Origin of the sequence: Aeromonas sp. R2-3 (assembly GCF_040908375.1) — a bacterium.
Taxonomy (GTDB): Bacteria; Pseudomonadota; Gammaproteobacteria; order Enterobacterales; family Aeromonadaceae; genus Aeromonas; species Aeromonas veronii.
Window position 1 is genome coordinate 18687 of the sequence record NZ_JBFODP010000021.1, and the last position, 23877, is coordinate 42563.

A 23877-nucleotide genomic window follows, 5' to 3' on the forward strand; every position below is an offset into this window, starting at 1 on the left:
TCCCGAGCGGTTGTTAGCATAGGACTGCAAATCCTCATTGTTGATAGCCCAGCATCTGGCTGAACCGCTTGGACAATCGCAGTGAAAAGCCTCGGTGACTTTGACGCTACGGCCAAGCCATTGGTCGATCCTTTTAAAGTTTCCACCCGATTCAGTACAAGGGCCTCTCGCAAGAGAGGCCCTTTTCATTGCTCGCTGATTTGCCCTGCTCGGTACTTAAAAGGCATTCCGTGGTGATACGGGTTAATACTCCACAGTCAGTGGATCCGGGGGCAGGTTCAGATGCTTGGTGATTGCCTGATAGAGCTGGGGGTAGTTATCGTCAAAATGATGTCCTCCCGGCAGGGTGATGCTGGTGACGTTGGGTTGGTTGAGACGGGGGCAGAGGCGGTCGCCGTCATCATCATCGGCTCCTTGCAGGCAGAGCATCGGTAGATCGCGAATGGTCTTCACCTGAGGTTCGGTCGGGTAGCTGCGTGCCTTGTGGGTCAGCATGTCGCTGACGTGGATCTCGAAATCCGAGCTGGTGGAGGGGGAGAGCATCACGGCCCCGACCAGCCCCTGACGATAGTGCTCCGGCAACCGGTTGATGACGAAGGGGACAATCTCGGCACCAAACGAGAAGCCGACCAGCAGCCAGCGGGGGCGCTGCCAGCGAGTCTGGTAATCATCGAGGATCCGCTCCAGATCGGCGGTCACCTGCTCCGGGGTTTTCTTCTTCCAGTAGTAGGTCAGGGAGCTCCAGCCCACGACCGGCATGCCGTGCAGCTGAAACTGGGCGCTCAACCCCTTGTCGAGGGCCGCCCAGCCACCATCCCCGCTGAGAAAGATCACCATGGGGGCGTCGGATGGCTGCTTGACCGGCAGCTCAATCAGGCTCAGGTCATCCTTGACCGGGGCGGCGTGCGCCGAAAAAGACGAAACGGGCAGTACGAGACTGAGTAACAGCAATATCAGGGCTCTCATTGGCCATGCTCCTATTTCTTGATCAGCCCCAGCGGGCCGCGGCTAATCAGGGTGATCAGGTGAGTCAGGGTTCTGGGCAGTACCAGCTTGCTGCTGCAGAGCAGGTAGCGGGGTTCCCAGCGGGGCGAAAATTTCTCCTTGTAGCGTCTGAGCCCCTGAAAGTTGTAAAAACGGCTGCCACGCACAAACAGGGTATTGCCAAGGCGGGCCCAGTAGCTGTTGAGCGGGTGATCGTTGAAGCCGGACATGGGGGCCATCCCCAGATTGAAGCTGGCGTACCCTTGCGCCTTGCCCCACAGCAGCAGTTCGACAAAGAGAAAATCCATGATGGGGGCGGTGCCGGTATCCAGGCTGTAGCGCATCAGATCGATGGAGAGCATCTCCTTGTTGTCGCTCACCCAGAGGTTGGCAAAGCCGACGATCTGCCCCTCGTGCCACACCAGCGCAGCCGGGCTCAAGGTCAGGTAGTAAGGCTCGAAGCGGCCGACCGAGAAGCCCTTCTCCTTGCCCATCTTGCTCTGCAGCCAGGTATCGGAGACGGTCTGCAATCTGGGCAGCAGGGGGGCCACGGCACTTGCCTCGACCACCTCGAAGGTCAACCCTTCCCGTTTGCCCTTGGCGTGGCTCTGGCGCAGGTTGCGCAGCCGGCTGCCAGCCAAATCGAAGGTAGCCAGATCGACCATCGCCTCTTCACCAAGCTTGAAGGGGATCAGCCCCAGCTCCAGATAGAGCGGCAGATAGCGGGCCGACACCTGATAAAAGACCGGATTGGCGTCGTGCTCGTCGCACCGCTCGCGAAATTGCCAGAGCAGCTCTTCGATCTGCTCGGGGCGACCGACGGGATCCCCCATCACAATCCAGCTGTTGCCCTCGATGCCATACATCAGGAAGGCGTCGCCGGCGGGGTGGAACAGCAGTGACTTGTCCTGCAACTGGGCCAGATAGCCGTGGATCCCCCCTTCGCGCACCACCAGCTCGTGAGCGCGCGCCAGCGTCTCCTTGTCCGGCTTTTCACCGACTACGCGCAGCGGCGCAAGCAGCTGGGCAACCCCGGCCACGGCCAGCACGGCCACCACGCTCCCCATGGCGCGCAGGCCGCGGGCAGCCCCACCGTGGGGCGAGAAGTGGAACCAGAGGGCGTGGTCATACACCACCTGACGGTAGGAGAAGAGCAGCAGCCACAGCGCTCCCAGCAACACGGCGCCGACCGAAATGAGCCAGCCCGGGGTGTACTGGGGATAGAGCAGCGACCCCTTGCGATAGAAGAGGGAGCGGCAGGGGGTCATGATGAGCAGAAAGCTGCCGAGCAGCAGGGCTGACTCCCAGTCACCGCCCTTGAGCAGCGAGAAGGCGATCCCCAGAGCCAGCAGCAGCTGGGTGATGCGAAACGCGGCGTCGTGACGGCGATAGAGGCTGCGAGCCAGCAGGATCAGGAGGATACCGCTCACGCTGCCGAGCACGTGGGAGAGCTCCAGCAGATGGAGCGGCAACACCTGCAGCCACACTTCAATGTGGCTGCGCATGGTCGGGATCATCCCCGAGCAGAGCAGCAGGCTGCCGGCGGCGAAGGTGCCCATGCTGATAAGGGCGGGAAGAAATTCGCGCACTGCGCTCATCAGCCCCTGTAGCCGCTGCCAGCGCGCTTTTTGTTGCAGCATCTCCTGACTCGCAAAGAGCAGCAGGGCACAGAGAAAGGGAAGCAGGTAATAGATGCAGCGATAGAGCAGCAGCGAGGCGAGCAGCTTGTCGGTTGGCAGATAGTTAGCCAGCAACAGGCTCATGCTCGCTTCGAACACCCCAATCCCGCCCGGCACGTGGGCCAGTACCCCGAGGAAGCTGGCCAGCACGAAGGCACTGAGCAGCACAGGGTAGGGGACGCTATCTGCAGGCAACAGCACAAACAGCACGGCGGCGGCGGCCATCCAGTCGGCCAGCGCGACCAACAGCTGCAACAGACGAACCTTGAAGCCGGGCAGGATCAGGCTGTGTTCGCGCCAGGAGAGACGGTGTGTGGGCCAGCAGAGGTAGCAGGCCACCAACAGCAGAGCCATGACGCCCGCCAGCCTGAGCAGGGTATCTGCCCATTGCGGCCAGTCAGGCAGCAACTGTGATACATCGCAGGTCAGTAGGGCGCCACCTCCCCACGCCAGCAGGCCGAGGAAAAAGGTGATGGAGCAGAACAGCACCACGCGGGCCACTTCTCCGGTGGCGAGCCCCAGTGCGGAGTAGAGGCGATAGCGTACCGAGGTACCGGTCAGCAGGGCAAATCCCAGGGTGTTGGAGAAGGTGTAGGCGATAAAGGAGGTGATGCTGACCTGTTGCCAGGGAAGGCGCTTGCCCAGCGCATGGAGCGCCAGCATGTCATAGCTACAGAGACAACCATAACTGAGCAGGGTCAGCAACAGGGCGCCCGCCAGTCGCGGCAGGGGTTGGGACCAGATGGCCACACGAATATCGTGCCAGTGCCATGCCTGAGTCAGGTGATACAGCACGGTCAGTGCGGTGCCGAGCAGCAGCAAGCTGCACAAGGGGCCGAGCCATTTAAGCAGATGACGCCACATGCCATGTTCCTGTGGTCATTGACCGTTTCCCGCAAAGGGAGCCGGGTCGTGGATCCGGTTTGGACGAGGGAGGCGCTCGTCAGGAAAATTTCGGGAAGAGATGGAAAGGGAGGCGTCAGCCTCCCTTGGTGCTATCAAGTGACCAGTTGGATCACTTGGTTTTCGGCGCGACTTTGACGGCAGGGGTCTTGGCGTGGGTGGCTTTATGGTGTTTTTTCACCACCTTGGTCTGGGTCGCCTGCGGTGTGGCTGTCTTGGTCGGGGTGGCCGCCATGGTGAAACCGGAGGTGAGGGCGAAGACGGCAGCCAGGGTCAGGGGAATGATCTTTTTCATGTTCAATTTCCTTATTCGGGTTGATGTTATGGAGCGTTCTCCATGACAGTCATCCTATGACGGTTGCGGCGGCCCTTCAGTGAGCGGTTGGTGACGGTTTGTATCCAAATGTACAGGCAGGGTCAGGCAGAAGCGGGCGCCGTGGTCACTGGCCAGCAGCGCCACATCCCCCCCGTGATGACGGGCAATGCTGCGCACGATGGCCAGCCCCAGTCCGGTGCCGCCGGTGCGACGATCCCGGCTCTGATCAAGGCGCACGAATGGTTCGAAAATCTGGGGCGCCAGCGCCGGATCGATCCCCGGCCCATCGTCACTCACCTCCAGCAGATAGTTCTCCTGCAGCCGCGAGATGGAGAGGGTAACCTCGCTCTCGGCGTAGCGCAGGGCATTGCCGATGAGGTTCTCCACCGCGCGGGTCAGCAGACGCTGATCGCCGCACCAGGGCATGTGGCGTGGCGGCAGATCGAGGGTGAGCCTCTTCTCGGGTGCCAGCGCTTGCCAGTCGCCGAGATGCGCTTGTGCCCAGTGACTGAGCTCCAGCTCGTCCCGCTGCAACGGCAGTTCGGGTCTATCCAGCTTGGCGTAAGTGAGCATCTCTTCGATCAGGGCGTCCAGCGCTCCCAGATCTCGCTCCAGCGCCTGCTGCTCCTGCTCGGCAGGGGCAGGATCGAGCATGGCAAGCCGATAGCGCAACCGGACCAGCGGGGTGCGCAACTCGTGGGCGATGGCATCGGTCAGCTGCTTGCGGCTGGCAATCATGGCCTGCAATTGGGTCGCCATTTGATCGAAGGTGCGTCCCACCCGGGCCAGACTGCTGCCCGGTGGCAGATTGGTTCGGCAGGAGAGATCCCCATCGCCTACGCGACGTGCGGTTTGCTCCAACTGCTGCAAGCCGCGCCAGTGGGGACGCAACCAGAGCAGAATGGGCAGGCCGAGAGAGAGGCCGATCACCAGCAAGAGCCCCACATCGACCCAGTGCAGCTCGTGCAGGTAGGAGAGGTAGGGAACCGGGCCGACAATCAGCACCCGATCGGTATCGGGGATGCGCTGCAGGAAGGTGTCATCCTCCTCGACGATGACAATGTTGCCGGCGGCCAGAAAGGCCTGATCCTCGCTGGCCAGCGGCTGGCGCACCAGCTCGCCGATCTTGAGGGGGAGGGTAAACTGACTGCTCTGCTCGGCCAGTCGATCGGGCCAGCGCTCTGGCGGGGTTCTTGCCAACTCGCCGGTCAACAGGCCAAGAGAGCCCTGCATCATGCGTTCGAGATAGCGATCACCCGCCCGTTCGGCGGTCACCTGATAGACCACGCCCACCAGCAGGATGGCCAGGGTGAAGCAGCCGATCAGCAACAGATAGAACTGGATAAAGAGACGGCGCATGGCGGTGCTCCCGAAAGAGGGTTATTCCCAGGCGTGGGGGACGAAGAGGTAGCCTTTCTGGCGCACCGTCTTGATCCGGGTCGGGTTGTCGGGGTTATCACCCAGTTTGCGGCGCAGGCGGGAGATGGCCACATCCATGCTGCGATCCTGACCGTCGTACTCCCGGCCGCGCAAGCTGCGAAAGAGGGCTTCCCGACTCAAGATTTGGCCCGCGTGGCAGGCGAGCTCCCACAGCAGATCAAAGTCGGCGGTCGAGAGAGCAATGCTCTCGCCATCGAGGCGCACATCTCGCCCCGGGCCATCCACCCGCAGCAGACCAAATTGCAGTTGCTGGGGAACGCTGCTGGTGGCTGCCGGTTGGGTTGATGCTTGCTGGTGCTGGCGAAACTGCACCCTCAGTCTGGCCAGTAGCACGGGGGGCGGGGTGGTTTTAAGGATGTAGTCGTTGGCGCCCAGCTCCAGACTCAGGATCTGGTTCATGTCGCTATCCAGCGAGGTGAGCATTACGATGGGGCCGTCGAAGCGCGGCCGCAGATCCCGACAGAGGGACATGCCATCCTGCCCCGGCAACATGATATCGAGCAGCACCAGATCGGGCTGTTCGGCCTCGACCCGGGCCAGTGCCAGATCTCCTCTGGGCTCGAGGATCACGTCCATATCGTGGCGACCGAGCCAACTGCTGATGAGCTGGCCAATCTCGGGATCATCTTCGACAAAAAGAATGCGTTGCATAGAAAAGCTCCAACGGAAAGCCGTAGAGAAGAGCGATCAGCATATCAATGGCGCTTGGGAAATACAGAAAAAGAACCGGGCAGGCTGGTGCGTGGGGGAGTGTGGCTGTGTGTATCGATGGGGAGGCGCACATCGTGACAAATGGGCAGAGCCGCGTTTATCGATCTAGAGGATGATGGCCTTGTAGACAAGGCAAGGCGCTGTCGGGCGTAAAAACAAAAAAACCGGCCAAGGCCGGTTTTTTTGTGGTGTAGACCAGAAGGTCACTGCACCAAGTCGATGTACATCCCCTGGCGGCGATTATCGACAGAATAATGGGGTGGCTGATGGGGCTCGAACCCACGACAACCGGAATCACAATCCGGGACTCTACCAACTGAGCTACAGCCACCACTGAAATTTTCATCAACGCTCGCCAATCCAGAAGGATTGGGGAACATCAATGGCGCGCCCTGCAGGATTCGAACCTGCGACCCACGGCTTAGAAGGCCGTTGCTCTATCCAACTGAGCTAAGGGCGCTTTGTATCAACACGTCTTAAGGACGAGTCGATGAACATGGTCGGTGATAAAGGATTCGAACCTTTGACCCTCTGGTCCCAAACCAGATGCGCTACCGGACTGCGCTAATCACCGAAAATCCCTGACCAGCATATCGACATGAGTCGTACTGGGCAACGGGCGGGCATCATAGCCAAGCGTAAGGGGCAGCGTCAACGACTTTTTCCCCCAGTAAATTCAAGTGCCTACTTATTACCCGCTACAGGTATGGCGTGCGTCTGCCGCTAACATCCCGGCTAAAAAAATGCGACAATGCGCGGCAGTTGAACACATGGTGAGTGGAGAACGATGTCTGCCAAAATCATAGATGGAAAACAGGTTGCGCAAACGATTCGCAGCCAGGTCGCGGCGCAAGTCCAACAGCGGTTGGCGGCAGGGAAACGGGCTCCAGGGCTGGCAGTCATTCTGGTGGGGGCGGATCCCGCCTCTCAGGTCTATGTCGGCAGCAAACGTCGGGCGTGCGAGGAGGTGGGTTTTCTCTCCCGCTCCTATGATCTGAGTGCAACTGCCAGTCAGGAAGAGCTGCTGGCGCTGATCGACCAGTTGAATGCGGATAGCCACGTAGATGGCATTCTGGTTCAGCTGCCGTTGCCGGATCACTTTGATACCACTCAGGTGCTGGAGCGGATCCAGCCTGACAAGGATGTAGATGGATTCCACCCGTATAACGTCGGCCGTCTGGCACAACGTATTCCGGCGCTGCGCCCCTGCACTCCGAAAGGGATCATGACGCTGATCGAGACCACCGGCGTGAAGACACATGGTCTGCATGCGGTTGTGGTGGGAGCGTCCAACATAGTGGGGCGTCCCATGACTCTCGAATTGCTGCTGGCGGGCTGCACAACCACGACCTGTCACCGCTTTACCCGGGATCTGGAAGATCAGGTACGCCGTGCCGATCTGCTGGTTGTCGCAGTCGGCAAGCCCAACTTCATCCCTGGGGAGTGGATCAAACCGGGGGCGCTGGTGATCGATGTGGGCATCAACCGCCTGGCTGATGGCTCGCTGGTCGGGGATGTGGAGTTTGAGACGGCGCGCAGCCATGCCTCCTTCATTACCCCGGTACCCGGTGGCGTGGGCCCGATGACGGTCGCCAGCCTGATGGAAAATACCCTGATCGCCTGCAGTGAATATCACGACTGATCATGGTTGGTGATAACACAGTGATCCCTTGAGGAGGCAGGACTCGCCAGAAATCTGACAATAAAAAACCGGTTGCTCAGAGAGGAACCGGTTTTTTATTTATCCAACGGGTGTTATTTACATATTTTGTGCTTCGTTTGGCACAATCACAGAGGCGTGATTTCCTTTCGGCCCCTGTTGCAGTTCAAAATTGACAGCCTGACCCGCTTTCAGGGTCTTGTAGCCCTCCATTTGAATCGTGGAGTAGTGAGCGAAGATATCCTCACCGCCCCCTTCCGGACAGATAAACCCAAATCCTTTTGCGTTGTTAAACCACTTAACTGTGCCGGTTGCCATACTTCTACATCCTTTTATTGATTACCCAGAAGTCGTTGAGTAACCTGCGCCAGCCCTTTATAACTAGGGACATGGGCCCATAGCAGACGGGCACAGATTAGCAAGTAACCAATCTAGTCTAACTTTTGAGCGAGTCAAGAAGTTGTTAACAGCTGATGTGATCTGGTTAACAAGTCTATTGACAACCTTGTGTTAGACGGTAGTAATCTAGAGGTACCAAAGCGCGATTATGAGCAAGCAGAAAGAACTCTTTGCTAATGAAGAGATTGCAGAAGCAGAGAAAACAAAGCTGCAGCCGCCACCCATGTATAAGGTTGTGTTGAACAACGATGACTACACGCCCATGGAGTTTGTGGTGGAGGTGCTGCAAAAGTTCTTTGGTATGGATTTGGACAAGGCGACTCAGGTCATGCTGAGTGTGCATTATAGTGGTAAGGGTGTCTGCGGCATGTTTACCGCAGAGATCGCCGAAACCAAGGTAGTCCAAGTCAACACCTATGCACGTAACAACGAACATCCACTGCTCTGTACTATGGAAAAGGCTTGAATCTGATGACTTGATGGCGAGTGTGACACCACATTGTAGCTGTACTAGGGGAGGTGCCTATGTTGAATAAAGATCTAGAAAAGACGCTAAACGAGGCTTTCAAACTGGCTCGTGACGAGCGCCACGAATTCATGACCGTCGAGCACCTGTTGTTAGCCCTTCTGGATAACAGTTCAGCCCATGAGGCGCTGAGCTCTTGTGGTGCCGATGTTGAGCAAATGCGCAAGGAGATCCGCGCATTCATCACCCAAACTACTCCGCTCATACCGCGCGATGATGAAGATCGTGAAACCCAGCCGACACTGGGCTTCCAGCGCGTGTTGCAGCGTGCCGTCTTCCATGTGCAATCCTCCGGCAATACCGAAGTCAGCGGCGCCAACGTGCTAGTCGCTATCTTCAGTGAGCAGGAGTCACAAGCTGCCTATTTCCTGAAAAAAGCCGAGATCAGCCGTCTCGACGTCGTCAATTTCCTATCCCACGGGGTGCGCAAGGACAGCAAGCCGGATCTCGGCAGCAATAACAATCCCGAGTCTGATGATGATGTTTCGGCCGCCCAGATCGAAAGCTTTGCCACCAACCTGAACCAGCTGGTGCTGGAAGGGCGCATCGATCCGCTGATTGGCCGTGATCAGGAGCTCAATCGTACCATTCAGGTGCTCTGCCGCCGTCGCAAGAACAATCCGCTGCTGGTGGGTGAAGCGGGCGTGGGCAAAACCGCCATTGCCGAAGGTCTGGCCTATCGCATCGTCAAGGGGGATGTCCCCGAGGTGATTGCGGGCAGTACCATCTATTCGCTGGATATGGGTTCTCTGCTGGCGGGCACCAAATACCGTGGTGATTTCGAGAAGCGCCTCAAGGTACTGCTCAAGCAGATTGAGCGTCAGGAAGGGGCCATCCTCTTTATCGACGAGATCCATACCATCATTGGTGCCGGTGCGGCATCCGGTGGTCAGCTGGATGCGGCCAACCTGATCAAGCCGCTGCTTTCCAATGGTTTGCTCCGCTGTGTGGGATCCACCACTTATCAGGAGTACGCCCAAATCTTCGAGAAAGACCGTGCGCTGGCCCGTCGCTTCCAGAAGATCGATATTGTCGAGCCGACTATCGATGACACCACGCGCATCCTGATGGGGCTCAAGAGTCGCTACGAAGCCCACCACGGCGTACGCTATACCGCCAAGGCGATCCGTGCAGCTGCCGAGCTCTCTGCCAAGTACATCAATGATCGTCACCTACCCGACAAGGCGATCGATGTGATCGACGAGGCGGGCGCCGGTCAACGGTTGCTGCCTGCGAGCAAGCGCAAGAAAGTGATCAATGTGCAGGAAATTGAGTCCATTGTGGCCAAGATCGCCCGCATTCCGGAAAAATCAGTCTCCTCTTCAGATAAAGAAGTACTGAAGAACCTGGAGCGCAATCTGAAGATGGTGGTCTTTGGGCAGGATAAAGCCATCGAGGTGCTGACCGATGCGATTCGCCTGTCACGCTCCGGACTTGGCAACGAGCGTCGCCCGGTTGGTTGCTTCCTGTTTGCCGGTCCTACCGGTGTCGGTAAAACAGAGGTTACCCAGCAGTTGGGCAAGGCGCTGGGTGTCGAGATGTTGCGCTTTGATATGTCCGAGTACATGGAACGCCATACCGTATCTCGCCTGATTGGCGCGCCTCCCGGTTATGTCGGTTTTGAACAGGGGGGGTTGCTGACCGATGCGGTGATTAAGCATCCTCATTCCGTTGTGTTGCTTGACGAAATTGAGAAAGCTCACCCGGACGTATTCAATCTGCTGTTGCAGGTGATGGACAACGGCACCTTGACCGATAACAACGGGCGCAAGGCGGATTTCCGTAACGTGATTTTGGTCATGACTACCAACGCCGGTGTGCAGGAGACCCAGCGTAAATCGATTGGCTTCCAGCAACAGGATTTGAGCCACGATGCCATGGCGGTGATCAACAAGACCTTCAGTCCGGAGTTTCGTAACCGGCTTGATCACACCATCTGGTTCAACCATCTCGATATGACGGTGATCCATCAGGTGGTCGACAAGTTCATTGTCGAATTGCAGGTTCAACTGGATGCGAAGGGAGTTTCTCTCGAGGTGTCCGAGCGTGCCCGCCACTGGTTGGCAGAGAAGGGATATGACAGAGCCATGGGGGCCAGACCGATGGGTCGGGTAATCCAGGAGCACCTCAAGAAACCCCTGGCCAACGAGATCCTGTTTGGTTCACTGGTTGACGGGGGAATTGTGAAGGTTGAGTTGGTAAATGACAGCCTCAGCTTTGATTTTCAGGTCAATGTTGAAGCTGTTTCCCACTAAGCGTCAGTGATCAGAAAACGACAAAAAACCCCAACCGAAAGGTTGGGGTTTTTTGCTGAATTCCTGGCTTAGCGAGAGCGGAAAACAATACGTCCCTTGGAGAGATCGTAGGGAGTCAGTGCTACCGTTACTTTGTCTCCAGTCAGGATACGAATGTAGTTTTTGCGCATCTTGCCTGAAATATGAGCGATAACCACGTGACCATTCTCCAGTTCCACACGGAACATGGTATTGGGCAGGGTTTCGAGAATAGTGCCCTGCATCTCAATACTGTCTTCTTTAGCCATTGAATCCTCTTGATAAGCCACAACAAAAAACCGCTGGATCATGCCGGATTTAAGGCTATGTGTAAAGTTTACTCGGGCTTGGTGTCGATATTTTTCCATTCCCCCTGAATTAACAGCTCATGAGGGAGGTAATTGCGTTTGTAATTCATCTTGCGACACGCCTCTACCAGATAGCCAAGATAGAGCCAGCTTCGCCCTGTTCGCTTGGCCAGATCGAGCTGGCAGAGGATGGCAAAGGTGCCCAGGGAGCGATCGGCATAATCCGGATCGAAGAAGGTGTACATAGCGCTCAAGGAGTGGGGTAGCAGGTCTGTGGTGGCCACGCCGATAAGACGGCCCTCCTTGCGCATTTCCAAATAGAGTGGCGGCATCCAGTCACAATGGAGAAACCCGCGATACTGGCTGCGGTTGGGGGGATACATGCTGCCATCGTGATGGCGTTCGCGGATATAGCGTTCGTAGAGCAGGTAATACTCGGGTTTGTCATCATAGCTCAGGACGATCTCGATATCCCTGTTGAGCTGGCGGATCCGCTTCTGGCCGCGGCTGGGACGAAAGCGTTCGCTGTGAATACGAAGGGACTGGCAGGCATGGCACGCCGGGCAGTGGGGGCGATAGATGTCGTTGCCACTGCGGCGAAAACCGGCAGTCAACAATCTCTCGTAGCCGTTGGCGTTGAGCAGATTGTGATCCATCAGCACCAGCAGCTGCTCCTGTTCATGGTCCAGATAACTGCAGGGATGCTTGGGAGTCAGCCCTACTTTTAGGATCACTTCTTCAGTCATAGGCTGATTTCCCCCTCTTGCCAGCAGGAAGCCAATAGTGGTTGATGGCCAAGGCGTGCCAGTTCGGCCAGAAAACGGGCCCTTGGCCACTCCTCGATACCCAGGGTCGCCAGAAACGGGTTTTGCATCTGGCAATCGATGAGGGCGCCGCGATGGCGGGCGAAGTGGCGACAGAGTGCCACCATGGCAAGTTTGGCGCCGTTATCAATCCGGCTGAACATGGATTCACCGCAAAACAGTCGGCCGATAGATAGGCCATACAGTCCCGCTTGCAGCTCTCCCTCCTGCCAGATCTCGATAGAGTGGGCATGACCCAGCCGGTGCAACTGCTGGTAGGCCTCGATCATGGGCTGGCTGATCCAGGTGCCATCGGCAGTGCGACGAGGGGCGGCGCAGGCGGTAATGACTTCATTAAAGGCGCGATTGACGGAAATATCGAATGGGGTACGGCGGATAATCTTCTGCAGTGTCCGCCCCACATGGAGTTGGTCGGGACGGATCACCCCGCGGGGATCCGGTGACCACCACAGGGTTGGCTGGTGGGGTTCATTCCACGGGAAGATCCCCTTGTGATAAGCTGCCAGCAATCTGGCAGGGGAGAGATCCCCGCCGATCGCCAGCAAGCCGTTGGGCTCTTCCAGCGCATGGCTGGGGTCGGGAAACCAGCAAAGCTCATCATCCAGTTGGGTAAGATAGCGAGACATAAGGCAACGAGGTTCATAGATGAAGGCCATTATCCTGATAGTATCCAGCTTGCTCTGCTTTGTCACGGCGCCCGCCGGGGCGGAGGTCTACCAGCGCAATACTGCGCGGCCAGTCAATCAGGTGGTGTTTGGTCAGGTCGAAACGGTGCGCAATATTACCCAGCGCCAGATCCTGGAGTCCGAGCACTCTGGCTGGAAGACGCTGGGAGGGGCTGTGTTGGGCGGCCTGCTGGGGAACCAGTTTGGCGGCGGTCATGGCCGTGAAATCGCCACCGCCGTCGGCGCGCTCGCAGGTGCTGCGGCTGCGCAGCAATACCAGTCCGGGGGAACCGTGGTGGAAAACAAGCTGGTGGAGCTGCTGATCCGCAACGAGCAAAATGCCCTTATCAACGTGATCCAGGATTATGATCCCGCCATGGTCTTTGCCAATGGGGACAAGGTGCGCATTCTCTACTTCGATGATGGGGTGCGGGTCGACAAGACTTACTGACTTTCGATAGTCATTGTGATGGGGAGACTGTGGCAGGAAAGGAACCCGCAGACTCTCCTGCTGGAAAGTCTGTCGGGCGGTAATACACGGGACTGATGCCCTGAGGATTCAGATAGCTGTCTCTTGAGAGACTATCTTGTCGCGACCGGTGTTCTTTGCCTGATAGAGCAGCCGATCCGCTACGCTCAGCGCCTCGTCCATGGATATCCGCCCGACGCTGATCACGCCGTAACTGGCGCGAACAAAGAGCGGGGTTTCCGGTGACAAAGGTTGCTGGCGCAGCTGCTGACGCAGCCCTTCAAGACGCTTGATCAACACGGGGACGGTACAGTGAGGCACCATCATGGCAAACTCCTCTCCGCCAAACCGGGCGATCATGGCATCGGGGAAGAACTGGGTCAGTAGCCGGGTCAGATGGCAGAGCAGTTGATCGCCGATGGCATGGCCCCAGTGATCGTTGACCTGCTTGAAGTGATCCACATCGAGCACACAGAGTGCCAGAGGCGTCTGCTGGCGCTGATGTTCTTCAAACCATTTTTGCCCTTCGTTGAACCAGTAGCGCCGATTGTAGAGACCGGTCAGGTAGTCACGATTGGCTGACTCCTGAATGCTGTTGAACTGCTCGAGCGCTTCCAGATTGTGGCTGACCCGACACTGCAGCTCTTCCGGCTCGAACGGCTGGTTGAGAAAGTCGTTGGCGCCCTGCTTGAGGTAGCGAGCAGAGAGACCGCGCTTGTCCGAGACCGAGATCCCGATAATCGCGAGCTGCTGCTTGCTGTAACGCTCTCTCAGCATCCGCACCAGACTGATGCCATCGATATCCGGCATATAGTAGTCGACCAGTGCCAGCCGGATGTCCGGGTGTTGCTCCAGCATCGCCATCGCTTCACGGGCATGGCTGGCCTCATGCACCTGCAACAACTGCTTGCGCAACTGGGCCATGGTGCGGTGACGGGAGGTGCGTGAGTCATCGACCACCAGCACTTCGATGGACTGGTTGAGATAGAGGCGGTGCACCAGACTGACGGCATATTGCAGCGAGTGGCGCGAATCCTTCATCACATAGTCCAGCACGCCGGTTTCCAGCCAGGCGGCACGTTTATCCTCGCTGATGTCGGCAGTGAGGATCACCACCGGCAAACCTCGAGCCAGCAGCTCGTTGACCGCTTCGCCACGGGGCGCATCCGGCAAGGTCAAGTCCACCAGCGCGACCACATACTCCTCTCCCCGACAGTGACGGGCACCTTCGAGGGTATCGAAGGCGTCAATCTCGAGGCCAGTTTGCTGGGCAATGGCCTGAGTCAGCATACGGCGGATGGTCAGGCTATCTTCGACAATCAATATCTTCTGTTTCATTAGACTCCTTTAAATAAAAAAGGCATACCGACTGGTATGCCTTATATCACAACTACGCTTGTTTATTGCGCGTCGAGGTAGCGTTCGGCATCGAGGGCTGCCATGCAGCCGGTACCGGCAGAGGTGATCGCCTGACGGTAGTTGTGGTCGGCCACGTCGCCGGCAGCGAAGACACCTTCAATGCTGGTCTGGGTGGCAAAACCGTCGAGGCCGCCACGTACCTTCAGATAGCCGTTTTGCATCTCCAGCTGGCCATCGAAGATCTGGGTATTGGGCTGGTGGCCGATGGCGATGAAGACGCCCATCAGCGGCAGCTCGCTGGTGCTGTTGTCCTGAGTGTTGCGCAGGCGCACACCGGTGACCCCCATCTGATCGCCCAGCACTTCGTCCAGGGTCTGGTGGGTGTGCAGCACGATGTTGCCGCTCGCAACCTTGTCGTGCAGACGCTTGATCAGGATCTTCTCGGCACGGAATTCGTCGCGGCGGTGGATCAGGTGCACCTTCTTGGCTATGTTGGCCAGATACAAGGCTTCTTCAACTGCGGTGTTGCCGCCGCCGATCACCGCCACTTCCTGATTGCGGTAGAAGAAACCGTCACAGGTGGCACAGGCGGAGACGCCGCGACCCTTGAAGGCCTCTTCGGAGGGCAGACCCAGATACTTGGCGGAGGCGCCGGTCGCGATGATCAGGGCATCGCAGGTGTATTCGCCGTTGTCGCCCTTGAGACGGAACGGGCGCTGAGTCAGTTCGACACTGTTGATGTGATCAAACAGGATGCGGGTATCGAACTTCTCTGCATGGGCTTTCATGCGCTCCATCAGGGCAGGGCCGGTCAGGCCTTCCGGATCACCTGGCCAGTTCTCCACTTCGGTGGTGGTGGTCAGCTGACCCCCTTGCTGCATGCCGGTGATGAGCAGGGGATTGAGGTTGGCGCGGGCGGCATAGACGGCCGCGGTGTAACCGGCCGGGCCTGACCCTAAGATCAGCAATTTGCTGTGAGTGACTTGGCTCATGATGTCATTTCCGGGATGTGATGAGTTTGCGCGATTGTAGGTAATTCGTGATCCGGGGTCAAAGGCTGGTGAGTCGATTGCACTAATCGTGTTCACAAGGGGTGACATGCAAAATAAAGGAATAAAAAAACCGCCCATCGCGGGCGGATTTTCACTCATCTCCAACTGGCGCAGGCCAGCGCAGATCAGTTCAGCAGGGTCAGGGGATCCGTGTAGGCAAGGCCATGCGCCACGGCCACTTCCTTGCAGGTGAGCTTGCCCTCCATCACGTTGAGCCCGTGCAGCAGGTTGGGATCGTTCAGCAGTGCCTGACGATACCCTTGCTGGGCCAGCTTGATAATAAAGGGGAGGGTGGCATTGTTGAGCGCCACGGTCGAGGTGCGGGCCACTGCCCCCGGCATGTTGGCGACACAGTAGTGAACCACCTCATCGACAATATAGGTCGGATCCTGGTGGGTGGTGGCGTGGGAGGTTTCCACACAGCCGCCCTGATCGATGGCCACATCGACGATGGCAGAACCCGGCTTCATGCGCGCAATGTGGTCACGGCGGACAAGTTTTGGCGCAGTGGCACCCGGTACCAGCACGCCGCCGATGACCAGATCGGCCGCCAGCAGATGGCGCTCCAGCGTCTCGCTGTTGGAGTAGACCACCTTGGCCGCTCCCTGGAACTCGTTATCAAGACGACGCAAGGTATCGACGTTGTTGTCGAGGATGGTCACATCTGCGCGCAGGCCAATGGCCATACGAGCCGCATTGGAGCCGACCACGCCGCCGCCGATGATCACCACCTTGGCCGGTTCGACACCGGGTACGCCGCCGAGCAGCACACCGCTCCCACCGCGCGATTTTTCCAGCGCCTGGGCACCCGCCTGAATAGACATGCGTCCGGCCACTTCTGACATGGGGGCCAGCAGGGGCAGGCCGCCACGGCCGTCGGTGACGGTTTCATAGGCGATACAGATGGCGCCGCTTTTCAGCAGGGCTTCGGTCTGGGGCAAGTCTGGCGCCAGATGCAGATAGGTGAACAGGGTTTGACCCGGGCGCAGCATGGCACATTCGACAGGCTGAGGTTCCTTGACCTTGACGATCATCTCGGCTTTGGCGAAAACCTCTGCTGCAGAGGCCAAAATTTCGGCTCCAACAGCGATATAATCTGCATCGCTGAAGCCAATGCCGTTTCCGGCACCGCTTTGGACGAAAACAGTATGGTTTCGTGCTGTCAGTTCACGTACACTGGCCGGAACCATGCCTACGCGGTATTCATGGTTTTTTATCTCTTTAGGTACACCGATAATCATGCTATCCCTCGTCTATAGATTGGTGTTTCATGTTGCCAAAATGTTAACCAACATTTGCGCCTAGTATATTCAGGTATTGACAGGATTTGTGACCATAATTATAAAATGACTGGTGATTCTTACCAAAAAATAGCCAAAGGATGGAATAAAATGATGGAAGCTAAGAGTCGGCTAAAGGATTTGGACAGGATTGACCGCAACATTCTTAATGAACTGCAAAAGGATGGCAGGATTTCGAATGTTGAGTTGTCCAAGCGAGTTGGCCTGAGTCCTACACCGTGTCTGGAACGGGTTCGTCGCCTCGAGCGACAAGGTTATATCGAAGGATATGCCGCTATTCTGAACCCTCATTATCTGGACGCATCTCTGCTGGTGTTTGTAGAGATAACCCTCAATCGCGGGGCGCCTGATGTGTTTGAACAGTTCAACAAGGCTGTTCAGGTACTCGAAGAGATCCAGGAGTGTCATCTGGTTTCCGGTGACTTCGACTATCTGCTCAAGACCCGAGTCAGCGACATGTCGGCTTACCGCCGTCTGTTGGGGGAAACCCTGTTGCGTCTGCCCGGTGTCAATGACACCCGCACCTATGTGGTGATGGAAGAGGTCAAGCAGAGCAGTCGTCTGGTGATCAGCACCCGATAAAGCAGGTTATGCCGTGGTATCTTTTCCATATGAGACACCATGACAGTCAGAAACGAGCGGCCGGTCCGCTCGTTTCTTCTTGTAAAGATAATTGCAAATATGGCCCCGTCCCATCAGGCTCTGGCTGACAATCGATGGGCTTTTCGGGGATACTAGGCCCCCTTATTTCCTGCATTACATGTTTTCAGAAAGGAGCCGGAGTTTGGCCGATAAAAAGCTGTTTACTCCTTTATCAGGTACACAACGGATCTTCGAAGCCGTCTTGATCGCCATCACCCTGATGGCTGCTTATCTTCTGCTTGCCCTGTTGTCCTATCATCCCGCTGATCCCGGCTGGTCCCAGACCTCCTGGCAAGGGGAGGTGAAGAACCTCGCCGGTAGTGCCGGTGCCTGGCTCGCCGACATCACCATGTTTACCTTTGGTGCCTTCTCCTATCTGGTGCCGCCGCTGGTGGTACTGCTGGGCTGGAGTCTCTTCTGGCGTCCGAGCCGGCTGCTTGATGTGGATTACCTCACCCTGGGGGTGCGGATCATCGGCTTTATCCTGACCGTGCTCGGCATGTCGGCCATTGCCAGCATGAACTTCAACGATATGCAGAACTTCTCCGCTGGTGGTCTGGTGGGGGATGTGATCGCTTCTGCAGTGGTACCGCTGTTTGGCGGCGTCGGGGCCAACCTGATGCTGCTCTGCTTCGTGGCAACCGGGATCACCCTGTTTACCGGCTGGTCCTGGCTCACCATCGTCGAGCAGATCGGCGCGGCCTGTACCGGTTCTGTCAGTGCTGTTTACCACTTCCCGACCACCCTCGGCCGCTGGCTGACCGGTGGCTGGCGTCAACCCCGCAACGAGGGGCCGGATCCCTTGCTGGAAGGCGGGGTAGGGGCCATCGCGTTTGATGACGAGGAAGATGAGCCGCACACCAGCTGGACTCGCAAGCCCAAGGCCAAGAATCAGAAGGCTGCTGCCGAAGAGTGGCTGCCGGAACTCGACGACGATACCTTCGAGTTCGATCCCCAGTTTGATGATGAAGAGGACGAGCCGGCTCCGGCTGCCAAGCCGAAACGTGCGGTGGCGGCTGCCAATGGGCGCCGTCAGCCGGTACTGGCTGTGGCCGATGACGATGATGAGGACGATCTGGATCTGCCGTGGGCCGAAGGGGACGACGAGATCGCCGCACCTGTTGCAGTCGCACCGACCAAGCCCAAGCGTCGTCCGCAATCTATGCTGCCGCCGTTGCCGAGTATCGAACTGCTGGACAGACCGCCAGCCAAGACTCAGATGATGAGCAAGGATGAGCTGGATCGCATGGGCCGTCTGGTGGAGGCCAAGCTTGCCGACTACAACGTGCAGGCCAAGGTGGTCGGCGTCTATCCGGGCCCGGTTATTACCCGTTTCGAGCTGGATCTGGCGCCGGGCATGAAGGCGAGCAAGATCACCAACCTCTCGCGCGATCTGGCCCGCTCCTTGTCTGCCAGCAGCGTGCGGGTGGTTGAGGTGATCCCGGGCAAGACCTATGTCGGTATCGAGCTGCCCAACCGGGTGCGTCAGACCGTTTACCTGCGCGAAACCCTCGACTGCGATGCCTTCCGCGATAGCCGCAACCCGCTCACCATGGGCCTGGGTCAGGACATCGCAGGGGAGCCGGTGGTGGTGAACCTGGCCAAGATGCCGCACCTGCTGGTGGCCGGTACCACAGGTTCCGGTAAGTCGGTAGGGGTGAACACCATGATCATCTCGATGCTCTACAAGTCCTCCCCCGATGACCTGCGCTTCATCATGATCGACCCCAAGATGCTGGAACTCTCGGTCTACGAAGGGATCCCGCACCTGCTGACCGAGGTGGTGACCGACATGAAGGACGCCGCCAACGCCCTGCGCTGGTGTGTGGGCGAGATGGAACGCCGTTACAAGCTGATGTCGGCAGTCGGGGTGCGCAACCTCAAGGGCTACAACGACAAGGTGCTGGCCGCCATCGAGGAGGGGGAACCCCTGCTGGATCCGTTGTGGCGCCCGGGTGACTCCATGGATCAGATGCCGCCGGAGCTGGAGAAACTGCCCCACATCGTGGTGGTGGTGGACGAATTTGCCGACATGATGATGATCGTCGGCAAGAAGGTGGAAGAGCTGATCGCCCGTATCGCCCAGAAGGCGCGGGCCGCCGGTATTCACCTTATTCTGGCGACCCAGCGTCCGTCGGTGGATGTCATTACCGGTCTTATCAAGGCCAACATCCCGACCCGTATTTCGTTCCAGGTGTCGAGCAAGATCGACTCGCGCACCATCATCGATCAGGGCGGCGCCGAATCTCTGCTCGGTATGGGCGACATGCTCTACATGCCAGCCGGTACCTCCAACCCGACCCGGGTACACGGTGCGTTCGTCGATGATCACGAAGTGCACAAGGTGGTGGCAGACTGGAAACTGCGCGGCGAGCCGAACTACATCGAGGAGATCCTCTCCGGTGAGTCGGGTGGCGAAGGTGGCAGCGGCGAATATGGCGGTGGTGGCGATGAAGAGCTGGATCCCCTGTTCGATGAAGCGGTCGCTTTTGTGGTGGAGTCCCGCCGTGGCTCGACCTCCAGCGTCCAGCGCAAGTTCAAGATTGGTTACAACCGGGCAGCCCGTCTCATCGAGCAGATGGAGAATCAGGGCATCGTCAGCTCACCGGGTGGCAATGGTCAGCGCGACGTGCTGGCACCGCCGCCGGTGCGGGACTAAGCCTCACCGTTTCATACTATCCCTGGCCATGCCCTCCGCGGGCGTGGCCTTTTATCGAGAGCGTCTTTATGAAGAGCGTGATGAAAAAACAACTGTTGATGGGTACCGTGCTGCTGATGGCCAGCAGCCAGGTGTGGGCCGATGCGGCCAGCGATCTCAAACAGAAGCTGGCGGGGGTGAGCCTCTTCTCCGCCAAATTTGCCCAGACCGTCTATGACAGCAAGGGCAAGGAGCTGCAAAAGGCCAGCGGCGACCTGCTGGTGCAGCGGCCAAACCGTTTCAACTGGCACACCACTTCGCCGGACGAGAGCCTGATCGTGGCAGATGGTCAGGATGTCTGGGTCTATGATCCCTTCGTCGAGCAGGTCACCGCCCTCAAGCTGAAAGATGCGGTGCTCAACACCCCCTTTATTCTGATTGCCGGCAATGACGACAAGTTCTGGAAGAACTATGACGTGACCCAGCAGGGCGATGTCTATACCGTCACCAGCCGTAACAAGGATGAGCTGATCGCCTCCTTCCGTGTCACCTTCGACAGACAAGACAACATCAGTCGTTTCGATGTGAAAGAGGCGCAAGGGCAGTGGAGTGAATTCACCCTGAGCAGCTTCAACCGCAAGCCGGTGCTCAAGGGCAACGAATTTGTTTTCAAGATCCCGAAGGGGGTCGAGCTGGACGATCAGCGCTAATGAGCAAACGGTCGTTGGATTGCTCGCCACTGCGCCAGTCAAAGGTGAGTGGCGTGACGCTGGGTGGTCAATACAGATGAGTAACTTGTCGCTGGATTTCTCGTCGGACTTTCGTCCGCTGGCGGCCCGGATGCGGCCGCAAAACCTCGACCAGTATATCGGTCAGCAACATATCCTGGGGGCTGACAAGCCCCTGCGCAAAGCCATTCTGGCGGGTCACTGCCACTCGATGATCCTGTGGGGGCCGCCCGGTACCGGCAAGACCACGCTGGCGGAGCTGATGGCTCACTACTGTCAGGCGGAAGTGGAGCGACTCTCTGCGGTCACCTCCGGCATCAAGGAGATCCGCGCCGCTATCGACAAGGCCAAAGAGAACAGCTGGCGAGGAGTGCGCACCATCCTGTTTGTGGATGAGGTGCACCGCTTCAACAAGAGCCAGCAGGATGTGTTCCTGCCTCACATCGAAGATGGCACCATCACCTTTATCGGCGCCACTACCGAAAACCCCTCGTTCGAACTCAACAACGCACTGCTCTCACGAGCCCGGGTCTATCTGCTCAAGCGACTGGAGGAGAGCGATATTCTCGCCATGCTCGATCAGGCGATGACCGATCCCCGTGGTCTCAATGATCCGGCACTTACCTTCGCCCCCGGTGTCAAAGAGGCGCTGGCCAAGGCGGTGGATGGGGACGGGCGTAAATCCCTCAACTATCTGGAACTGTTGGCCGATATGGCCGAAACCGACAGCACTGGAGTGCGGGTGATCGACAGTGCCCTGCTCGCTGCCGTGGTGGGGGAGCACGTGGCCCGCTTCGACAAGGGAGGCGATCACTTCTACGACCTCATCTCTGCGGTGCACAAATCCATTCGCGGCTCGGCGCCGGATGCGGCGCTCTATTGGTACGCCCGCATGGTGAGCGCCGGTTGCGATCCCCTCTATATAGCCCGCCGCTTGCTGGCGATTGCCTCGGAAGATGTGGGCAATGCCGATCCCCGAGCCATGCAGGTCGCCCTGTCGGCCTGGGATTGCTTCCATCGGATCGGTCCGGCGGAAGGGGAGCGGGCCATCGCCCAGGCGATCGTCTATCTCGCCTGTGCCCCGAAAAGCAATGCGGTCTACACCGCCTGGAAGGCGGCGCTTCATGATGCCAAAAACCTCCCTGACTTCGAGGTGCCGGTGCACCTGCGCAATGCGCCGACCAAGCTGATGAGCGATCTGGGCTATGGCGCCGAGTATCGCTATGCCCATGATGAGCCGGGCGCCTATGCTGCGGGCGAGCAGTATTTCCCGCCCGAGCTGGCGGGCAAGCAGTACTACCAGCCCACCGATCGCGGCCTTGAAAAGCAGATTGGCCAGAAGCTCGATTACCTCCATGAACTGGACAGGCAAAGTCCGCAGCAACGGGGCAAATAGCCCCTTTGTTACCTCGCATGGCTGAAAATTGGTCAGGCGTTTGAATATGCAGGACGGTTTGCGTGCCAAAGTCGGTAAAAACGACACAAATAGTCCCTGTTCGGGCGGGGGGGCGGTCTGCTACACTGCCCGTCTGACCCCGCTTGTCTTGGCCTTGCGCCATCTTCTTGATCTCGAAGGCCTGATTGTTAAGGCCCGATTCTGAAGACGATTGGGGTGCGCCAACCGATGTTAACTTCCGGATCTGTTTCCCAGCCCGTCATGACGACTCAGGCCCAGATCCCATTTTAAAAAAGTAGGTAAACCATGCTGGATCCCAAATATCTGCGCAGCGATATCGAAGAGGCTGCCGCTCGTCTGGCGACACGTGGCTACGTTCTGGACGTAGCGGCTGTCAACGCTCTGGAAGAGAAACGCAAGGATCTGCAGTCCCGTACCCAGGAGCTGCAGGCCGAGCGCAACGCCCGCTCCAAATCCATCGGTGAAGCTGCCCGTCGTGGTGAAGATGTTGCCCCGCTCAAGGCCGAAGTGACCAAGATCAACGACGAGCTGGAAACCAGCAAGGTCGAGCTGGATGCCCTGCTGGCTCAGCTGAAAGCCATTGCCGACGCCATCCCCAACCTGCCGAGCGAGACCACTCCGGTGGGCCGTGACGAGAACGACAACGTGGAAGTGCGCCGTTGGGGTACCCCGCGCGAGTTCAGCTTCCCGGTACGCGATCACATCGATCTGGGCGAAGCGGCCAAGGGCGTTGACTTCAAAAACGGCGTCAAACTCTCCGGTACCCGTTTCGTGGTGATGAAGGGGCAGATTGCGCGTCTGCACCGTGCCCTGGCTCAGTTCATGCTGGATCTGCACACCCAGCAGCACGGTTACACCGAGTGCTACGTGCCCTATCTGGTGAACCCGGACAGCCTCTATGGCACCGGCCAGTTGCCGAAATTTGCTCAGGACCTGTTCAATACCGGTATCGAAGGTGAAGGGGAAGAAGAGGGCAAGCTGCGCAAGTTCTCTCTGATCCCGACCTCCGAAGTGCCGCTCACCAATATGGCCCGTGACGAGATCTTTGACGCCCAAGAGCTGCCGATCAAGATGACCGCCCACAGCCCCTGCTTCCGCTCTGAAGCCGGTTCCTACGGTCGTGATACCCGTGGCCTCATCCGTATGCACCAGTTCGACAAGGTTGAAATGGTTCAGCTGGTTCACCCGGAGAAATCCTGGGATGCGCTGGAGGAGATGGTGGGTCACGCCGAGAAGGTGCTGCAACTGCTGGAGCTGCCATATCGCGTGATGGCGCTCTCTACCGGTGACATGGGCTTCTGCGCTTCCAAGACCTACGATCTGGAAGTGTGGCTGCCGGCCCAGAACACTTACCGCGAGATCTCCTCTGTCTCCAACTGCACCGACTTCCAGGCGCGCCGCATGCAAGCTCGCGTGCGCATCGACGGCAAGCCGCAACTGCTGCACACCCTGAACGGTTCCGGTCTGGCGGTGGGTCGTACCCTGGTTGCCGTGATGGAGAACTACCAGCAGGAAGATGGCCGCATCGCCATCCCGGCTGCGCTGCAATCCTACATGGGTGGCCTGACCCACATCGGGTAAGC

21 protein-coding genes and 3 tRNA genes are annotated in these 23877 nt (G+C 58.2%); 9 read left to right on the forward strand and 15 right to left on the reverse strand.

The window, feature by feature from the left end; genetic code table 11:
• Positions 1-243: 243 nt before the first annotated feature.
• From AB5Z02_RS09910 to AB5Z02_RS09945, 8 genes are all read right to left on the reverse strand, one after another.
• Positions 244-966, reverse strand: a complete 723-nt coding sequence (locus AB5Z02_RS09910) for an AcvB/VirJ family lysyl-phosphatidylglycerol hydrolase (RefSeq protein ID WP_368215924.1) — start codon at positions 964-966, stop codon at positions 244-246.
• Positions 967-977: 11 nt separating this feature from the next.
• Complete coding sequence (gene mprF, locus AB5Z02_RS09915; RefSeq protein WP_368215925.1) at positions 978-3527, reverse strand: bifunctional lysylphosphatidylglycerol flippase/synthetase MprF; 2550 nt, start codon at positions 3525-3527, stop codon at positions 978-980.
• 151 nt (positions 3528-3678) lie between these two features.
• Positions 3679-3861, reverse strand: a complete 183-nt coding sequence (locus tag AB5Z02_RS09920; protein ID WP_005337116.1) for a hypothetical protein — start codon at positions 3859-3861, stop codon at positions 3679-3681.
• Between the two features lie 54 nt (positions 3862-3915).
• On the reverse strand, positions 3916-5241 hold the full coding sequence (gene rstB / locus AB5Z02_RS09925) for a two-component system sensor histidine kinase RstB (RefSeq protein ID WP_368215926.1): 1326 nt from the start codon (positions 5239-5241) through the stop codon (positions 3916-3918).
• A 21-nt stretch (positions 5242-5262) separates the two neighbouring features.
• Entirely contained in the window at positions 5263-5973 is a 711-nt protein-coding gene (rstA, locus tag AB5Z02_RS09930) for a two-component system response regulator RstA (RefSeq protein WP_368215927.1), read from the reverse strand.
• A gap of 315 nt (positions 5974-6288) precedes the next feature.
• A tRNA-His gene (locus tag AB5Z02_RS09935) sits at positions 6289-6364 on the reverse strand.
• 52 nt (positions 6365-6416) lie between these two features.
• A tRNA-Arg gene (locus AB5Z02_RS09940) sits at positions 6417-6493 on the reverse strand.
• Between the two features lie 37 nt (positions 6494-6530).
• Positions 6531-6607 (reverse strand) — tRNA-Pro (locus AB5Z02_RS09945).
• Positions 6608-6820: 213 nt separating this feature from the next.
• Between AB5Z02_RS09945 and folD the strand changes: the two genes are divergently transcribed.
• On the forward strand, positions 6821-7675 hold the full coding sequence (gene folD, locus AB5Z02_RS09950; RefSeq protein ID WP_005346435.1) for a bifunctional methylenetetrahydrofolate dehydrogenase/methenyltetrahydrofolate cyclohydrolase FolD: 855 nt from the start codon (positions 6821-6823) through the stop codon (positions 7673-7675).
• A 117-nt stretch (positions 7676-7792) separates the two neighbouring features.
• Here the strand turns inward: folD and cspD are convergent, their stop codons facing one another.
• Entirely contained in the window at positions 7793-8011 is a 219-nt protein-coding gene (gene cspD, locus AB5Z02_RS09955) for a cold shock-like protein CspD (RefSeq protein ID WP_005300025.1), read from the reverse strand.
• Between the two features lie 229 nt (positions 8012-8240).
• On the opposite strand from cspD, the gene clpS reads away from it, so the two are divergent.
• Positions 8241-8558: an ATP-dependent Clp protease adapter ClpS gene (clpS, locus tag AB5Z02_RS09960; RefSeq protein WP_005337111.1), complete on the forward strand. Its 318-nt coding sequence runs from the start codon at positions 8241-8243 to the stop codon at positions 8556-8558.
• Positions 8559-8617: 59 nt separating this feature from the next.
• Positions 8618-10873 carry an ATP-dependent Clp protease ATP-binding subunit ClpA gene (gene clpA, locus AB5Z02_RS09965; RefSeq protein ID WP_005337110.1) on the forward strand — a complete coding sequence of 752 codons (2256 nt, stop codon included), beginning with the start codon at positions 8618-8620 and terminating at the stop codon, positions 10871-10873.
• Positions 10874-10941: 68 nt separating this feature from the next.
• Here the strand turns inward: clpA and infA are convergent, their stop codons facing one another.
• The 3 genes from infA to aat all read right to left on the reverse strand — a co-directional run bounded on the left by infA (position 10942) and on the right by aat (position 12649).
• Entirely contained in the window at positions 10942-11160 is a 219-nt protein-coding gene (infA, locus tag AB5Z02_RS09970; protein ID WP_005300033.1) for a translation initiation factor IF-1, read from the reverse strand.
• A 68-nt stretch (positions 11161-11228) separates the two neighbouring features.
• The gene (locus AB5Z02_RS09975; protein WP_005337108.1) at positions 11229-11945 is read right to left on the reverse strand and encodes an arginyltransferase; all 717 of its coding nucleotides are present in this window, start codon (positions 11943-11945) and stop codon (positions 11229-11231) included.
• Positions 11942-12649 carry a leucyl/phenylalanyl-tRNA--protein transferase gene (aat, locus tag AB5Z02_RS09980; RefSeq protein WP_019445527.1) on the reverse strand — a complete coding sequence of 236 codons (708 nt, stop codon included), beginning with the start codon at positions 12647-12649 and terminating at the stop codon, positions 11942-11944. The genes AB5Z02_RS09975 and aat overlap by 4 nt, the downstream gene beginning before the upstream one ends.
• Positions 12650-12668: 19 nt before the next feature.
• Here aat and AB5Z02_RS09985 point away from each other — a divergent pair, with 19 nt between their 5' ends.
• The gene (locus AB5Z02_RS09985) at positions 12669-13139 is read left to right on the forward strand and encodes a glycine zipper 2TM domain-containing protein (RefSeq protein WP_005337104.1); all 471 of its coding nucleotides are present in this window, start codon (positions 12669-12671) and stop codon (positions 13137-13139) included.
• Positions 13140-13247: 108 nt separating this feature from the next.
• Here AB5Z02_RS09985 and AB5Z02_RS09990 read toward each other — a convergent pair whose 3' ends face one another.
• From AB5Z02_RS09990 to ald, 3 genes are all read right to left on the reverse strand, one after another.
• A complete protein-coding gene (locus tag AB5Z02_RS09990; RefSeq protein ID WP_005351207.1) occupies positions 13248-14495 on the reverse strand; it encodes a diguanylate cyclase in 1248 nt (415 codons plus the stop codon).
• A gap of 62 nt (positions 14496-14557) precedes the next feature.
• Positions 14558-15508, reverse strand: a complete 951-nt coding sequence (gene trxB, locus AB5Z02_RS09995) for a thioredoxin-disulfide reductase (protein WP_042062225.1) — start codon at positions 15506-15508, stop codon at positions 14558-14560.
• A gap of 185 nt (positions 15509-15693) precedes the next feature.
• On the reverse strand, positions 15694-16809 hold the full coding sequence (gene ald / locus AB5Z02_RS10000) for an alanine dehydrogenase (protein ID WP_005351212.1): 1116 nt from the start codon (positions 16807-16809) through the stop codon (positions 15694-15696).
• 150 nt (positions 16810-16959) lie between these two features.
• Between ald and lrp the strand changes: the two genes are divergently transcribed.
• The 5 genes from lrp to serS all read left to right on the forward strand — a co-directional run bounded on the left by lrp (position 16960) and on the right by serS (position 23875).
• Complete coding sequence (gene lrp, locus AB5Z02_RS10005; RefSeq protein ID WP_005300047.1) at positions 16960-17451, forward strand: leucine-responsive transcriptional regulator Lrp; 492 nt, start codon at positions 16960-16962, stop codon at positions 17449-17451.
• A 202-nt stretch (positions 17452-17653) separates the two neighbouring features.
• Positions 17654-20170: a DNA translocase FtsK 4TM domain-containing protein gene (locus AB5Z02_RS10010; RefSeq protein ID WP_368215928.1), complete on the forward strand. Its 2517-nt coding sequence runs from the start codon at positions 17654-17656 to the stop codon at positions 20168-20170.
• 80 nt (positions 20171-20250) lie between these two features.
• The gene (lolA, locus tag AB5Z02_RS10015; protein WP_041202312.1) at positions 20251-20859 is read left to right on the forward strand and encodes an outer membrane lipoprotein chaperone LolA; all 609 of its coding nucleotides are present in this window, start codon (positions 20251-20253) and stop codon (positions 20857-20859) included.
• Positions 20860-20935: 76 nt separating this feature from the next.
• Positions 20936-22273 (forward strand): replication-associated recombination protein A, encoded by a 1338-nt coding sequence (locus AB5Z02_RS10020; protein ID WP_139411993.1) that lies wholly within the window; start codon positions 20936-20938, stop codon positions 22271-22273.
• 306 nt (positions 22274-22579) lie between these two features.
• The gene (gene serS / locus AB5Z02_RS10025; RefSeq protein ID WP_005351225.1) at positions 22580-23875 is read left to right on the forward strand and encodes a serine--tRNA ligase; all 1296 of its coding nucleotides are present in this window, start codon (positions 22580-22582) and stop codon (positions 23873-23875) included.
• The last annotated feature ends 2 nt before the right edge of the window (positions 23876-23877 follow it).

Excerpts from the sequence above, each read along its gene's own strand:
- AB5Z02_RS09910 (WP_368215924.1), bottom strand. The coding sequence starts at position 966 with ATGAGAGCCCTGATATTGCTGTTACTCAGTCTCGTACTGCCCGTTTCG.
- mprF (WP_368215925.1), bottom strand. The coding sequence starts at position 3,527 with ATGTGGCGTCATCTGCTTAAATGGCTCGGCCCCTTGTGCAGCTTGCTG.
- AB5Z02_RS09920 (WP_005337116.1), bottom strand. The coding sequence starts at position 3,861 with ATGAAAAAGATCATTCCCCTGACCCTGGCTGCCGTCTTCGCCCTCACC.
- rstB (WP_368215926.1), bottom strand. The coding sequence starts at position 5,241 with ATGCGCCGTCTCTTTATCCAGTTCTATCTGTTGCTGATCGGCTGCTTC.
- rstA (WP_368215927.1), bottom strand. The coding sequence starts at position 5,973 with ATGCAACGCATTCTTTTTGTCGAAGATGATCCCGAGATTGGCCAGCTC.
- folD (WP_005346435.1), top strand. The coding sequence starts at position 6,821 with ATGTCTGCCAAAATCATAGATGGAAAACAGGTTGCGCAAACGATTCGC.
- cspD (WP_005300025.1), bottom strand. The coding sequence starts at position 8,011 with ATGGCAACCGGCACAGTTAAGTGGTTTAACAACGCAAAAGGATTTGGG.
- clpS (WP_005337111.1), top strand. The coding sequence starts at position 8,241 with ATGAGCAAGCAGAAAGAACTCTTTGCTAATGAAGAGATTGCAGAAGCA.
- clpA (WP_005337110.1), top strand. The coding sequence starts at position 8,618 with ATGTTGAATAAAGATCTAGAAAAGACGCTAAACGAGGCTTTCAAACTG.
- infA (WP_005300033.1), bottom strand. The coding sequence starts at position 11,160 with ATGGCTAAAGAAGACAGTATTGAGATGCAGGGCACTATTCTCGAAACC.
- AB5Z02_RS09975 (WP_005337108.1), bottom strand. The coding sequence starts at position 11,945 with ATGACTGAAGAAGTGATCCTAAAAGTAGGGCTGACTCCCAAGCATCCC.
- aat (WP_019445527.1), bottom strand. The coding sequence starts at position 12,649 with ATGTCTCGCTATCTTACCCAACTGGATGATGAGCTTTGCTGGTTTCCC.
- AB5Z02_RS09985 (WP_005337104.1), top strand. The coding sequence starts at position 12,669 with ATGAAGGCCATTATCCTGATAGTATCCAGCTTGCTCTGCTTTGTCACG.
- AB5Z02_RS09990 (WP_005351207.1), bottom strand. The coding sequence starts at position 14,495 with ATGAAACAGAAGATATTGATTGTCGAAGATAGCCTGACCATCCGCCGT.
- trxB (WP_042062225.1), bottom strand. The coding sequence starts at position 15,508 with ATGAGCCAAGTCACTCACAGCAAATTGCTGATCTTAGGGTCAGGCCCG.
- ald (WP_005351212.1), bottom strand. The coding sequence starts at position 16,809 with ATGATTATCGGTGTACCTAAAGAGATAAAAAACCATGAATACCGCGTA.
- lrp (WP_005300047.1), top strand. The coding sequence starts at position 16,960 with ATGATGGAAGCTAAGAGTCGGCTAAAGGATTTGGACAGGATTGACCGC.
- lolA (WP_041202312.1), top strand. The coding sequence starts at position 20,251 with ATGAAAAAACAACTGTTGATGGGTACCGTGCTGCTGATGGCCAGCAGC.
- AB5Z02_RS10020 (WP_139411993.1), top strand. The coding sequence starts at position 20,936 with ATGAGTAACTTGTCGCTGGATTTCTCGTCGGACTTTCGTCCGCTGGCG.
- serS (WP_005351225.1), top strand. The coding sequence starts at position 22,580 with ATGCTGGATCCCAAATATCTGCGCAGCGATATCGAAGAGGCTGCCGCT.